This window comes from Streptomyces sp. DSM 41931 (assembly GCF_050271085.1).
GTDB classification, from domain to species: domain Bacteria; phylum Actinomycetota; class Actinomycetes; order Streptomycetales; family Streptomycetaceae; genus Streptomyces; species Streptomyces albogriseolus.
Genome location: NZ_CP189902.1, coordinates 462,092 through 475,454 on the forward strand (window position 1 = coordinate 462,092; position 13,363 = coordinate 475,454).

Annotated in this window: 9 protein-coding genes; all 9 read left to right on the forward strand. The window is 73.7% G+C overall.

The window, feature by feature from the left end; all coding sequences use genetic code 11:
* Positions 1-304 precede the first annotated feature (304 nt).
* The 9 genes from ACP7TJ_RS02205 (at position 305) to ACP7TJ_RS02245 (ending at position 13,346) form a co-directional block, all read left to right on the forward strand.
* The gene (locus tag ACP7TJ_RS02205) at positions 305-4,309 is read left to right on the forward strand and encodes a HAMP domain-containing protein (RefSeq protein WP_427761885.1); all 4,005 of its coding nucleotides are present in this window, start codon (positions 305-307) and stop codon (positions 4,307-4,309) included.
* Positions 4,306-6,714 carry a SpoIIE family protein phosphatase gene (locus tag ACP7TJ_RS02210; RefSeq protein ID WP_427761886.1) on the forward strand — a complete coding sequence of 803 codons (2,409 nt, stop codon included), beginning with the start codon at positions 4,306-4,308 and terminating at the stop codon, positions 6,712-6,714. The genes ACP7TJ_RS02205 and ACP7TJ_RS02210 overlap by 4 nt, the downstream gene beginning before the upstream one ends.
* Before the next feature lie 102 nt (positions 6,715-6,816).
* Positions 6,817-7,209, forward strand: a complete 393-nt coding sequence (locus ACP7TJ_RS02215; protein ID WP_093768498.1) for an STAS domain-containing protein — start codon at positions 6,817-6,819, stop codon at positions 7,207-7,209.
* 68 nt (positions 7,210-7,277) lie between these two features.
* Entirely contained in the window at positions 7,278-8,177 is a 900-nt protein-coding gene (locus tag ACP7TJ_RS02220) for an STAS domain-containing protein (RefSeq protein WP_189910505.1), read from the forward strand.
* On the forward strand, positions 8,174-8,587 hold the full coding sequence (locus tag ACP7TJ_RS02225; protein ID WP_093768477.1) for an STAS domain-containing protein: 414 nt from the start codon (positions 8,174-8,176) through the stop codon (positions 8,585-8,587). The genes ACP7TJ_RS02220 and ACP7TJ_RS02225 overlap by 4 nt, the downstream gene beginning before the upstream one ends.
* Positions 8,587-9,030: an anti-sigma regulatory factor gene (locus tag ACP7TJ_RS02230; protein WP_093768476.1), complete on the forward strand. Its 444-nt coding sequence runs from the start codon at positions 8,587-8,589 to the stop codon at positions 9,028-9,030. The genes ACP7TJ_RS02225 and ACP7TJ_RS02230 overlap by 1 nt, the downstream gene beginning before the upstream one ends.
* Complete coding sequence (locus ACP7TJ_RS02235) at positions 9,030-10,100, forward strand: SpoIIE family protein phosphatase (RefSeq protein ID WP_427761887.1); 1,071 nt, start codon at positions 9,030-9,032, stop codon at positions 10,098-10,100. Before ACP7TJ_RS02230 ends, ACP7TJ_RS02235 begins: the two co-directional genes overlap by 1 nt.
* Entirely contained in the window at positions 10,097-11,818 is a 1,722-nt protein-coding gene (locus tag ACP7TJ_RS02240) for a PP2C family protein-serine/threonine phosphatase (RefSeq protein ID WP_427761889.1), read from the forward strand. The genes ACP7TJ_RS02235 and ACP7TJ_RS02240 overlap by 4 nt, the downstream gene beginning before the upstream one ends.
* A gap of 154 nt (positions 11,819-11,972) precedes the next feature.
* On the forward strand, positions 11,973-13,346 hold the full coding sequence (locus tag ACP7TJ_RS02245) for an NAD(P)/FAD-dependent oxidoreductase (RefSeq protein WP_266404049.1): 1,374 nt from the start codon (positions 11,973-11,975) through the stop codon (positions 13,344-13,346).
* Positions 13,347-13,363: the final 17 nt, after the last annotated feature.

Genomic DNA, 13,363 nt, shown 5'->3' on the forward strand with positions numbered 1-13,363 from the left:
TTCATAGGAGCGGGGCCGGACTCCGCCCCCCTCCACCCGAGCAGATACCCCTCCGGCGGGCACACATTCGAACGGCGCCCGCCGAAAGCGGCCGGCCTGGCGGGGCGGACGTGAAATCCGCTCAGGTACCCCGCCTCGGCGGGAACATGCACACCGGGAACCGTGATTCTCGACGGGCCCCGACGGCCGGCGTCCTGCTTTGTCGCATGCCCGCCAGGTGGGTTAGTCTGCGGCGTATTTCTCTCCGCGCGACTCCGCTGATCTGCGGAAATGCGCTCTGAATGGGGCCGGAACGAGGGTGCGCATGACCAGCAGAAGCACCGAGGGGACCGACACGGTGCCGGGGGACAAGGAGCTGAGGCAGCTCCTCGCGGGACTGACGGCCGTACGGGACGGGGACTTCGGTACCCGGCTGCCCGCTGACGCCGACGGACTCATGGGGGACATCGCCAAGGTCTTCAACGGCATGGTGGACCAGCTGTCGCTGTTCACCTCCGAGGTCACCCGTGTCGCCCGTGAGGTGGGCACGGAGGGGACGCTCGGCGGTCAGGCGCAGGTGCCGGGGGTCTCGGGCACCTGGGCGGACCTCACCGACTCGGTGAACGCCATGGCGGGCAACCTCACGGCGCAGGTCCGCAACGTCGCCCAGGTGACGACGGCGGTGGCGAAGGGCGACCTGTCGCAGAAGATCACCGTGGACGCCCGCGGCGAGATCCTCGAACTCAAGAACACCATCAACACGATGGTCGACCAGCTCTCCGCCTTCGCCGACGAGGTCACCCGCGTCGCCCGCGAGGTCGGCACCGAGGGACGCCTCGGCGGGCAGGCGGACGTGCAGGGGGTCAAGGGCACCTGGCGCGATCTGACCGACTCGGTGAACTTCATGGCGGGCAACCTCACCGGCCAGGTGCGCAACATCGCGCTGGTGGCGACGGCGGTGGCGAAGGGCGACCTGTCGCAGAAGATCACCGTCGACGCCCGCGGCGAGATCCTCGAACTCAAGAACACCATCAACACGATGGTCGACCAGCTCTCCGCCTTCGCCGACGAGGTCACCCGCGTCGCCCGCGAGGTCGGCACCGAAGGGCGCCTCGGCGGACAGGCCCAGGTGCGGGGGGTGTCGGGCACCTGGAAGGACCTCACCGACAACGTCAACGTGATGGCGTCCAACCTGACCGGCCAGGTGCGCTCCATCGCCCAGGTCGCCTCCGCGGTGGGCCGGGGCGACCTGTCGCAGCGGATCCGCGTCGAGGCGGCCGGCGAGGTCGCGGCGCTCGCCGACGTCATCAACACGATGGTGGACACGCTGTCCGCGTTCGCCGACGAGGTCACCCGTGTCGCCCGCGAGGTCGGCACCGAGGGGCGCCTCGGCGGACAGGCGCACGTGCCGGGTGTCGCGGGCACCTGGAAGGACCTCACCGACAACGTCAACTCCATGGCGAACAACCTCACCGGCCAGGTGCGCAACATCGCGCTGGTGACGACCGCGGTGGCCCGGGGCGACCTGTCGAAGAAGATCGACGTCGACGCGCGCGGCGAGATCCTGGAGCTGAAGACGACCATCAACACGATGGTCGACCAGCTCTCCGCCTTCGCCCAGGAGGTCACCCGCGTGGCCCGCGAGGTCGGCACCGAGGGACGCCTCGGCGGGCAGGCGGAGGTCGAGGGCGTCTCCGGCACCTGGAAGCGGCTCACCGAGAACGTCAACGAGCTGGCCGGGAACCTCACCCGGCAGGTCCGCGCGATCGCCGAGGTGACCAGCGCGGTCGCCGAGGGCGACCTGACCCGCTCGGTGAACGTGGAGGCGTCCGGCGAGGTCGCCGAACTCAAGGACAACATCAACGCGATGGTGGAGTCCCTGCGCGAGACCACCCGGGCCAACCAGGAACAGGACTGGCTCAAGACCAACCTGGCCCGGGTGTCCGGGCTGATGCAGGGTCACCGCGACCTGCCCGTGGTCGCCGAGCTGATCATGGACGAGCTGGTGCCGCTGGTGTCGGCCCAGTACGGCGCCTTCTACCTCGCGGAGGACGGTGAGGACGGCCCCGAGCTGCGCCTCGTCGGCTCCTACGGCTACCCGGACGACAGCGGGCGGCCGACGCGCATCGCCTTCGGCAAGACGCTCGTCGGGCAGGCCGCGCGCAGCCGGCGCACCATCATGGTGGACGCGCTGCCGCCGGACTACGTGACCATCTCCTCCGGGCTCGGCCAGGTGGTGCCGACCGCCCTGGTGCTGCTGCCGATCGTGGTCGAGGGCCAGGTGCTCGGCGTGATCGAGCTGGCCTCGGTGACCCCGTTCACCCAGATCCACCAGGACTTCCTGGCGCAGCTGATGGAGACCATCGGCGTCAACGTCAACACCATCGTGGCGAACGCCCGCACCGACGAGCTGCTGGTGGAGTCGCAGCGGCTCACCGCCGAACTTCAGGAGCGGTCCGCGGAGTTGCAGACCCAGCAGGAGGAACTGCAGCGCTCCAACGCCGAACTGGAGGACAAGGCGGCGCTGCTGGCCGCGCAGAACCGGGACATCGAGGCGAAGAACCTGCAGATCGAGCAGGCCCGGCAGGAACTCGAGGCGCGGGCGCAGCAGCTGTCGCTCGCCTCGAAGTACAAGTCGGAGTTCCTGGCGAACATGAGCCACGAGCTGCGCACCCCGCTCAACAGCCTGCTGATCCTGGCCCAGTTGCTCGCGCAGAACCCCTCGCGCAACCTCTCCCCCAAGCAGGTGGAGTACGCGCAGATCATCCACTCGGCGGGCTCGGACCTGCTGCAGCTGATCAACGACATCCTCGACCTGTCGAAGGTCGAGGCGGGGAAGATGGACGTCAGCCCCGAGCGGGTGGAGCTGCGCCGCCTCGTCGAGTACGTCGAGGCCACGTTCCGGCCGATGACCATGCAGAAGAGCCTGGACTTCACGGTGGCGACCGCGCCGGGCGCGCCCGCGGACCTGCTCACCGACGACTCGCGGCTGCGTCAGGTGCTGCGCAACCTGCTGTCCAACGCGGTGAAGTTCACCGAGCGCGGCCAGGTGGAGCTGCGGATCGAGCCGGCCCCGGACGACGAGGTGCCCCAGCAGGTGCTGCGGGGCGGTCCCGTGGTCGCCTTCCGGGTGCGGGACACCGGCGTGGGCATCCCGGAGCAGCACCTGGAGTCGATCTTCGGCGCCTTCCAGCAGGCCGACGGCACCACCAGCCGCAAGTACGGCGGCACGGGCCTGGGCCTGTCCATCACGCGGGAGATCGCGCACCTGCTGGGCGGCGCGGTCACCGTGGACAGCGTCGCGGGCCAGGGCTCCACGTTCACGCTGTTCCTGCCGGTGGCCCGGCCCGACTTCGAGCAGCAGCTGCGGCCCGCGCCGGCCGTGGAGGGCGAGCCGGCCGGGGAGGAGCTGCCCGAGGCCGCGTCCGGCCGGACGCCCGCGATCGAGGCGGCCCCCTCCCAGCAGGGCCGGCGCCCGCGCCGGCTGCTGGTGGTGGAGGAGCGGCCCCGGGGGCTGCTCACCCTGGTCGCGGAGAGCGTGGTCCAGGACGTCGCGCACACGGGCGGCGGCTCCCGTCCGGCGGTCGACATCATCACCGCCGTCGGCGCCCAGGAGGCGGCCGGTGCGCTGGCCGCCGACCCCTGCCACTGCGTGGTGCTGGAGCTGGGCATGGCGGAGGCGGAGGTGACCCGCTTCCTGGAGGCGCTGCGCGGCGACTCCGCCCTGGCGAGCGTGCCCGTCCTGGTGCACAGCGGGCACCGCGCCGACGCCGGGGTGGAGGCGAGCCTGCGCGAACGCGGCTCGGGCACGGCGCTGGAGTTCCTGTCCAGCCTGGACGAGCTGCGGGAGCGGATCGCGCTGCACCTGTCGGCGGAGGAGCCCGGTGACGTGCTGTCGCTGGTGCGCCCGGACGAGGCGCAGCGGACCGCGCCGGAGGCCGTGGTGGACGGCTCGTTCGCGGGCCGGACCGTGCTGGTCGTCGACGACGACGCGCGCAACCTCTTCGCGCTCAGCGGCATCCTGGAGCTGCACGGCTTCCGGGTGCTGCACGCCGAGGACGGCCGCAAGGGCATCGAGAGACTGGTGGACAACCCGGACGTGGCGCTGGTCCTGATGGACGTGATGATGCCCGAGCTGGACGGGTACGCCGCCACGGCCGAGATCCGGTCGATGCCGCAGTACGCGGACCTGCCGATCATCGCGGTGACCGCGAAGGCGATGCCCGGGGACCGGGAGAAGAGCCTCGCGTCGGGCGCCAGCGACTACGTCACCAAGCCGGTCGACAGCCGTGAGCTGATCGCCTGCGTGCGCCGCTGGCTGCCGGCATGAGCGTCCAGGACCACGTGGGCGAGCCGGCGCCCGAGGAGATGGAGCTGCGGCGCACCCCGGCGGGTCCGGCCGGGGTGCCCGCCGACTCCCCCGTGGGCCGGCTGGCCGCGACGGTGGACCGGCTGAGCCGTGAGGTGCGGGCCGCGCAGGCGGAGGCCGAGGGGCGGGCGCTGATCGAGCTCGCCAAGGGCATCCTCGTGGAGCGTCTCGGGTGCGGTCCGGCGCAGGCGGCGCGGCAGCTCGCCGAGCTGACCGAGCAGGCCGGGTCGACCCAGCTGGAGTTCGCCGTCGAGGTGATCAACCAGGCCGCCCGGGACCGGATGTCCGAGGTGACGCACGCCTTCCTGGCCGCCACCCGGGCGGCCGGTGAGGCGGACCCGGCGGCCGTGCGGCTGCGGGCGGCGGAGAGCGGGGCGCTCGCCGCCGACGACACCCAGGCGGTGGCCGAGTCGCTGCTGGAGCAGGCGCTGCGTCCGCTGGGCGCGGTGGCCGTGGCGATCTGGGCGGCGGGGGCCGACGGGTCGCTGACCCTGGCCGGCAGTGCGGGCTTCTCCCCCGCCGAGGCGGCGCGCTGGTGCTACGTGCCGCCGGACGTGGCGACGGTCGCACGGTGCGGTCTGGCCGAGCGTGAGGGGCTGTGGATCGAGTCGCTGTCGGAGCGGGGGCTGCCGAGCGTGGGCCGGCACCACCACCCCGACGGCGGGCGGGCCGCCGTGCCCGCCGGCACCGGCGGGCGTGTGTACGGCGTGCTGGAGATCGTCTGGCCGGCGCCGCTGCCCCCGCAGCCGCCGCAGATCGTGCGTCAGGTGGAGGCGCTGGCCGAGCTGTGCGCGCACACCCTGGAGACGTACACGGCGCCCGACGGGCCCGCCCGTCCGCAGCGGGTGCTGCCGGACGCGGCCGAGCTGATGGACCTGGCCGACGGGCTGTACGACCCGGCCCTGGTGCTGGTGCCGCACCTGGACGAGTCGGGGAACCTGCTCGACTTCCGCATCCAGCACGTCAACAGCCGCTTCCTGGACCCGGCGGGCCGGCCGCGCGGCATGGTCGGCGGGGCCCTGCTGCTGGAGGCGTACCCGATGGCCGCCGGGGAGAGCGAACTGTTCCAGCGGATCGAGCGGGTGTACGCCACGGGTGAGCCGTTCCGCGCCCGGCGCATGCATCTGACCGCGCTGGTCGACCAGGTGCCGCTGTCGGCCGTCGCGGACATCAGCGTCAGCCGGCACGGCGCGGGGATCCTGTTCATCTGGCGGATCGAGGACGAGACGGCCCGGCTGGCCAGCCTCCTTCAGCACGCGCAGCGGCTCGGCCGGATCGGCGGGTTCGAGGAGAACCTGCTGACCGGGGAGATCACCTGGAACGACCAGCTGTTCGACCTGTACGGGCGTCCGGAGACCAGTCCGCCGGTGCCGCTGGAGGACCTTCCGGCGCACGCGCACCCGGACGACGCGGTCGCCATCGGCCGTTTCCTGCGCACGCTGCTGCACCAACGGCGCCCGGCCTCGGCCGCGTTCCGGCTCCAGCGGCCGGACGGCGTGACCCGGCACATCCGGGTGGTCGCCGAGCCGGTGCTGGACACCGACGGGCGGCTGCTCACCGTACGGGGCGCCTACCAGGACATCTCGGCGCAGCACTGGACCGAGGTGGCGCTGGCGGCGACCAGGGACCAGCTCGCGCACACCGAGCAGCAGGCGAGCGAGCGGGACCGGCTGGCGCTGCAGCTCCAGCGCGCGATCATGCCGCCGACGCAGGCGCCGCTGCAGATGCCCGATCTGGACGTGGCCGTGCGCTACCGGCCCGCCGAGGCGGAGCAGCTGGTGGGCGGCGACTGGTACGACGCGGTGGTGCTGCCGTCCCGTCTGGTGCTGCTGTGCGTGGGCGACGTCGCCGGTCACGGCATCGAGGCGGCGACCAGCATGGTCGTGCTGCGCAACGCGCTGCGCGGGCTCGCCGTCACCGGCGCGGGTCCTGGGCAGCTGCTGTCGTGGCTGAACATGGTGACGCACCATCTGACCGGCGGGGTCACGGCCACGGCGGTCTGCGGCCTGTACGACCCGGCCACCCGTGTCCTGCGGTGGGCGCGGGCGGGTCATCTGCCGCCGGTGCTGGTGCGCGGCTCCGAGGCGGCCCCGCTGCCGGCGGTGAGCGGTCTGCTGCTGGGCGCCGTCCCCGAGGCGCGTTACGAGGAGGGCGAGGTGCAGCTCGCCGCGGAGGACAACCTGCTGATGTACACGGACGGGCTGATCGAGCGCCGGGACCGCTCGGTGGAGGAGTCGCTGACGCATCTCCTCACCACCGCGGCCACGGTGCCGGGCACGCTCGACCAGCGGCTCGACCGGCTGCTCACGTACAGCAGGTCGGACACCGACGACGACACCTGCATCGTGGGGATCAGGGTGGGGTAGGTCACCCGGGCGGCCGATCGGGCGGATGCAGGAATGAGCGGGCGATTCGGGGGTACGCGCGGCTGCGCGACGAAGAGCTTGATCACCTTGTTGGAGGTACTCGTGCCCATTGCCCAGGACCCGTTGTCCGTCGAGGTGACACTTCCTCGTGAGGATGTGGCCCTCGTCACCGTCGAGGGCTACTTGGACGTCGACACGGCGACCGAGTTCCAGCACCACCTGGCGAACCAGCTGCACCACGGGCGCCGGCACTTCCTGCTGGATCTGTCGGAGGTCCCGTTCATGGACTCCTCCGGTATGAACATCATCCTGCGCGTCTACCAGGAGGCGCGGGAGCTGCCGGGGAGCGTGCACATCATCTCCCCCACCCCCGCGGTGCGCCGGATCCTCGATCTGACGGGCGTCAGCATCACCGTGCCGGTGTCGGACAGCGTCGACGAGGCGCTGGAGCGCGTCGACCGGCTCCAGGCGGCCCCGGCCGAGCCCGAGGCCTGAGCGGGACCGCCCCGCCCGGTCCCGGCACGGGTCCGGGCGCTTGTGACGACGAGGAAGAGAGCAGACAGGTGCAGGAGCACGAAGCGGACACGACCCAGGCGAGCCCCGCCCGGGAGGTCGGGGACTTCCTGCGGCGGCGACGGGAGCAGGTCGCCCAGCGATGGGCCGACGAGCCCCTGTTCCGCACGGTGTTCACCGTCTCGCGCGACGAGGCGGTGGACGCGGGCCGGGTGATCGTGGACGCGCTGGCCCAGGTGGCAGACGCGCAGCGGATCGAGGACCCGGACGCCGCGGGATTCACCGGGGTCCGCGAGCAGCTCGCCCGGATGGGGGCGGCCCGCTCCCGCGCGGGGCTGTCCACCACCCAGGTCTCCAGCGAGCTGGCCGCGCTGCTGCCGCCGGTGGAGAACCTGCTGGTGGCCGATCTGGCACAGGAGGACCCCGAGCGGCGGCGGGAGTGCGCGACCGCGCTGAGCGTGCTGATGGGCACGCTGCGGCTGGTCACCATGCAGACCGCGCTCAGCGAGAACCAGGCCCTGATAGACCGGCAGCGGCTGCAGCTGCTGGAGGTGGCGACACCGGTGATCAAGCTCTGGGACGGGATCGTGGCGGTCCCGCTGATCGGGACGCTGGACAGCGCCCGCAGCCAGGTGGTGATGGAGACGCTGCTGAATGCGGTCGTCGACCAGCACGCCCGGTTCGCGATCCTCGACATCACCGGCGTGCCGACGGTCGACTCGCTGGTCGCGCAGCACCTGATGAAGACGGTCGCCGCCGCCCGGCTGATGGGCGCGGAGTGCGTCGTCTCCGGCATCCGCCCGGCGATCGCGCAGACCATCGTCCACCTCGGCCTCGACCTCGGCACGGTCAAGACCCGCGCGAGCCTCGCCGACGCGCTCGGGTACTGCCTCCACGAGCTGGGGGCGAACATCGTGAACGCCCCGGCCGAGGGTGCGGTCCGGCGGTGAGCGAACACTACGCCCGCCCGGTCGCGGGCCATGTGCCGGTGCTGCGGCTGGGGGACGTGCTGCTGGTCACCCTCCAGGGCGACCTGCACGACGGCATGGCGTCCCAGCTCCAGCAGGACCTGGCCGAGACGATCGCCGCCAGCCGGGTCACGGGGGTGGTCATCGACATCTCCGGAGTGGAGATCGTCGACTCCTTCCTGGGCCGGGTGCTGGCCGAGACCGCGGCGCAGACCGAGCTGCTGGCCGCGCGGACCGTGGTGGCGGGCATGCGGCCGGCGGTCGCCATCACGCTGGTGGAGCTGGGCCTGACGTTCCCGGAGCTGCGTACGGCTCTGAACACCGAGGCGGCGCTGGCGCTGCTGGCGCAGCCCGTCGTGGCGAACCGGCCCGACGGCGAGGGGAGACCGTGATGGACACCGCCGCGGACGTCGAGGCGCGGCTGCCCATCCGGTCGGACATGGACCTCGCGTGGGTGCGTCAGCACGTGCGGCAGGCCGCGACCCGGGTCGGCTTCGGTCTGGTGGACCAGACGAAGCTGGTGACGGCCGCCAGCGAGCTGGCCCGCAACACGCTGGTGCACGGCGGGGGCGGCGTGCTGGAGACGTCGCGGGTCACCGCCGCCGACGGCACGGCCGGGCTGCGGCTGACCTTCTCCGACGAGGGCCCCGGGATCCCGGATCTCGAGCGGGCCCTCAGTGACGGCTACACCTCGGGCGACGGACTGGGCATGGGGCTGGGCGGGTCGAGGCGCCTGGTGCACGACTTCGAGGTGGACAGCACCCCGGGGGCGGGCACCACCGTGCGGGTGACCTCCTGGGTGTCCCGGCCGGTCCGGCCGCGCGGGGGCGCGTGATGCCGCGCGTCCGGCACGTGCCGGTGCACGACGCGACCCGGGTGCGCGACGTCAGGGTGGCGGCGGAGGAGGCCGCGGCCCGCGCCGGGCTGGACGAGCAGCGCCGGGCGGCGTGCGCGCTGGTGGCCACGGAACTGGCGACCAACCTGCTCACACACGCGACGGCGGGCGAGGTGGTGGTCGACGTCGTCGATCCCGCCGTGCTGCCCGAGGGGCGGCCGGGACGGGCCGTGCAGATCACGGCCCTCGACCACGGGCCGGGCATCGCCGACGTGGCCGGCGCGTTCGAGGACGGCTTCACCACCGGCGGCTCGCTCGGCGCGGGTCTGGGGACGTGCCGGCGGATCGCCGACGCGTTCGGCCTGCACAGCGTGGTGGGCCGGGGCACGGTCGCGGTGGCCCGGATCGGGCCCGCCACGGCCGGACCGGTCCCCGCGGAGGGGGAGCCGGTGCGGTCGCTCGGCGTGCACGCGGGCGGTGTCAACGTGCCGTTCGCGGGCGCGGAGCTGTCCGGGGACGCCTGGTCGTGGGTGCGCTCGGGCGACCGGGTGACGCTGATGCTGGCGGACGGTCTCGGCCATGGCGCCGAGGCCGCCCGCGCCTCCGACGCCGCCGTCGAGGAGCTGCGCCACTGCGCCCGGCTGCCGCCCGCCGAGCTGCTCCAGCGGCTGCACACCGCGCTGTCCGGGACCCGCGGCGCGGCGGTCGCCGCGGTGCAGCTCGACACCTGGACCGGGCGGCTGCGCTTCGCGGGCATCGGCAACGTGACCGCGCGGCTGCGGGACGGCGGGCGCTGGCGGACGCTGCTGTCCCGGCCCGGGATCGTCGGCGCGCACCGGCCCCGCACGGTGCGCGAGGACGAGGCGGACTGGACCCGTGAGAGCCTGCTGATCCTGCACACGGACGGGCTGCCGTCCCGCTGGACGCCGCCCGCGGACACCGGCGTGCCCCCGGCCGACCCGGCCGTGACGGCCGCCGTGGCGGTCCGCGACGCGGGCAGCGCGGCGCGTCCGGTACGGGACGACACCGCCGTGGCCGTGCTCGCCAACGTCCCGGAGGCTTCTTCATGACGCGTGCCTGGCGCATCGCGACCGTCACCGACGCGGCCCGCGCCCGGATCGCCGTGGCGCGGCTTGCCGCCGCGTGCGGGGTGCCCACCGTGGCCCGGACCCGGCTGGCCACCGCCCTGAGCGGGCAGCTGCGGCAGTGCCTCACCAAGGGCGGCACATGGCTGCTCACCGTGGAGAGCACCGGCGGCGCGGACGGCGGCCCGGGCGAGCTGCACGTGGTGGTCGTCCCGGCCCCGGACGGCGCCGCCGGGGAGCGCGCCCCGTGGACGACGGGCGTGCCCTGCCCCGAGCCGGGACGGCTGTCCGAGCCGTGCCCGGTGCCGGAGGAGGCGGCCGCGCTGTCCGAGGGGCTGCTCGGAGCCGACGAGGACACCTCGGTGGTGCTGGAGGAGCTGACCGAGCAGGAGCGGCTGGTCGCCTTCCACCGGGAGGAGCTGCACCAGACCAACCAGGGCGTCCTGGCGCTGCACGCCGAGCTGGACGCGGCGGGCAGGGCGCAGCGGGAGGCGTTCGCCGCGGAGCGCCGGGCCCGCACGGAGGCGGAGAACGCGCGGCGGCGGCTGACGTTCCTCGCGGACGCCAGCGCCGTGCTGACCGCGTCGCTGAACCACGACGAAATTCTGCGCCGGCTGCCGGAGCTGCTGGTGCCGCGGTACGCCGACGGCGTCGACGTCTGGCTGTTCGACCACGAGGACGGGCGGTCACTGCCCTCCGCCCACCCGGGCGCGGCGGTGCAGGCGGCCCGCACCGGGCGTCCGCAGTACGCCGCCGACCACCCCGGGAACCTGCCGGGCGTGGAGGACCGGCCGCCGTCGGCGCTGGCTCCGGACCGGCCGCTGCTGTGCGTGCCGCTGCTGACGCCGCGCCGGGCGCCGGTGGGCGTGCTGACGCTGTCGCCGCAGGGCGAGCGGTGGGACCCCGACGACGCGGTGATGCTGATCGAGCTCGCCCGGCGGGCCGGGATCGCCCTGGACAACGCCCGCCGCTTCGAGCACAACCGGGACATCGCGGAGACGCTGCAGCGCGCGCTGCTGACGGAGCTGCCGTCGGCCCCGGGCGTGGGTCTTGCGGCGCGCTATCTGCCGGCCACGCACGGGCTGAACATCGGCGGCGACTGGTACGACGCGTTCCGGCAGCGGGACGGCAGCCTGGTCACCGTCATCGGCGACGTGACCGGGCACGGGCTGCACGCGGCGGTGATGATGAGCCAGCTGCGCACCGCGCTGCGCGCCTACGCCGTGGACGGCGACAGCCCCGGGCGGCTGCTGACCCGGCTGCACGGCTATCTGCGCCAGCTCCAGCCGGACCTGTTCGCGACGGCCGTCATCGCCCGCTTCCACCCGGACGACCGCACCCTCACCTGGGCCGCGGCGGGCCACCCGCCGCCGGTGCTGCGGCTGCCGGACGGCGAGGTGCGCACGCTGGACGCCAAGCCGGGCGCGATGCTGGGCATCCCGCTGAGCCAGGACATCCCCGACCACACCGAGCGGCTGGCGCCCGGCTCGACGCTGGCCCTGTACACCGACGGGCTGGTGGAGCGGCGCTCCCGGGGCATCGACCCGGGCATCGAGCGCCTCGGCGCGGCCCTCGCCTCGTTCGAACGCGCGGAGCTGGACACGGATCTGGAGGACGCGGCGGACCGTGTCCTGCAGCCCCTGCTCAGCGACTCCGAGCGCGACGACGACGTGTGCCTGCTGCTCTGTCACCTGCGCGGCTGAGACCCCGGGCACGGCCCGGTGCGGGCGCCGGTGCGGGCCCCCCGCCCCGGCGCTCCCGGTGCGGTCCGGGGCCGGGGCGGGCATCGTGGACCTGAAGAGGGGCACGCGTCAGGCATCGACGTTCGAGGCGGACCGCCTGAAGCCGCACGAAGGGATGGACACCGTGACACGACCCAGGATCCTCGTGGTGGGCGCCGGTTTCGCCGGCGTGGAGTGCGTGCGACGGCTGGAGCGCAGGCTCACTCCGGGCGAGGCGGAGCTGACGCTGGTGACGCCGATGTCCTACCAGCTGTATCTGCCGCTGCTCCCCCAGGTCGCCTCCGGGGTGCTGACCCCCCAGTCGATCGCGATCTCCCTGCGGACCAGCGCGAAGTACCGGACCCGGATCATCCCGGGCGGCGCGATCGGCGTGGACCTCCGGGCCAAGGTGTGCGTCATCCGGACCATCGCCGGGGAGATCGTCGACGAGCCGTACGACTACATCGTGCTGGCGCCCGGCAGCGTCACCCGCACCTTCGACATCCCGGGCCTCACCGACCACGCCTTCGGGCTGAAGTCGCTGGCCGAGGCCGCCTACCTGCGCGACCACGTGATCTCCCAGCTGGACCTTGCGGACGCCTGCACGGACCCGGCGGCGCGCGCCTCGCGGCTGCAGTTCGTGGTGGTCGGCGGCGGTTACGCGGGCACCGAGACCGCGGCCTGCCTGCAGCGGCTGACGCACGCCGCCGTCAAGCGCTACCCGCGGCTGGACCCGGGCCTGATCAAGTGGCATCTGATCGACATCGCGCCCAAGCTGATGCCCGAACTGGGCGAGAAGCTGGGCCGCAGCGCGCAGGAGATCCTCACCCGGCGCGGCATCGAGATCTCGCTGGGCGTGTCCATCGCCAAGGCGGGCGCCGAGGAGGTCACCTTCACCGACGGCCGGGTGGTGCCCACCCGCACGCTGATCTGGACCGCCGGGGTGGTGGCCAGCCCGCTGATCGGCACGCTCGACGCGGAGACCGTACGGGGCCGGCTCGCGGTGAACGCGGACATGCGGCTTCCGGGGCACGACGGGGTGTTCGCGCTCGGCGACTCGGCCGCGGTGCCGGACCTGGCCAAGGGCGACGGGGCGGTGTGCCCGCCGACCGCGCAGCACGCGCTGCGGCAGGGCCGGCACGTGGCGGAGAACGTCATCGCCGCCCTGCGGGGCCGGCCGACCCGGCCGTACATGCACCATGACCTGGGGCTCGTGGTGGACCTCGGCGGCACCGACGCGGTGTCCAAGCCGCTCGGCTACGAGCTGCACGGCCTGCCCGCCCAGGCGGTGGCCCGCGGCTACCACTGGTCCGCGCTGCGCACGGGTGTCGCCAAGACCCGCGTGATGACCAACTGGCTGCTGAACGCGGTGGCCGGCGACGACTTCGTGCGCACCGGTTTCCAGGCGCACCGGCCGGGCAACCTGCGCGACTTCGAGTACCTGGACGCCTACCTGACACCGGAGCAGGTGCGGGCGCACGTCGAGGAAGCGGGCCGGGCGGCTCGGTGACCCGGCGCACGGAGGCC

Excerpts from the sequence above, each read along its gene's own strand:
- ACP7TJ_RS02205 (WP_427761885.1), top strand. The coding sequence starts at position 305 with ATGACCAGCAGAAGCACCGAGGGGACCGACACGGTGCCGGGGGACAAG.
- ACP7TJ_RS02210 (WP_427761886.1), top strand. The coding sequence starts at position 4,306 with ATGAGCGTCCAGGACCACGTGGGCGAGCCGGCGCCCGAGGAGATGGAG.
- ACP7TJ_RS02230 (WP_093768476.1), top strand. The coding sequence starts at position 8,587 with ATGGACACCGCCGCGGACGTCGAGGCGCGGCTGCCCATCCGGTCGGAC.
- ACP7TJ_RS02235 (WP_427761887.1), top strand. The coding sequence starts at position 9,030 with ATGCCGCGCGTCCGGCACGTGCCGGTGCACGACGCGACCCGGGTGCGC.
- ACP7TJ_RS02240 (WP_427761889.1), top strand. The coding sequence starts at position 10,097 with ATGACGCGTGCCTGGCGCATCGCGACCGTCACCGACGCGGCCCGCGCC.
- ACP7TJ_RS02245 (WP_266404049.1), top strand. The coding sequence starts at position 11,973 with ATGGACACCGTGACACGACCCAGGATCCTCGTGGTGGGCGCCGGTTTC.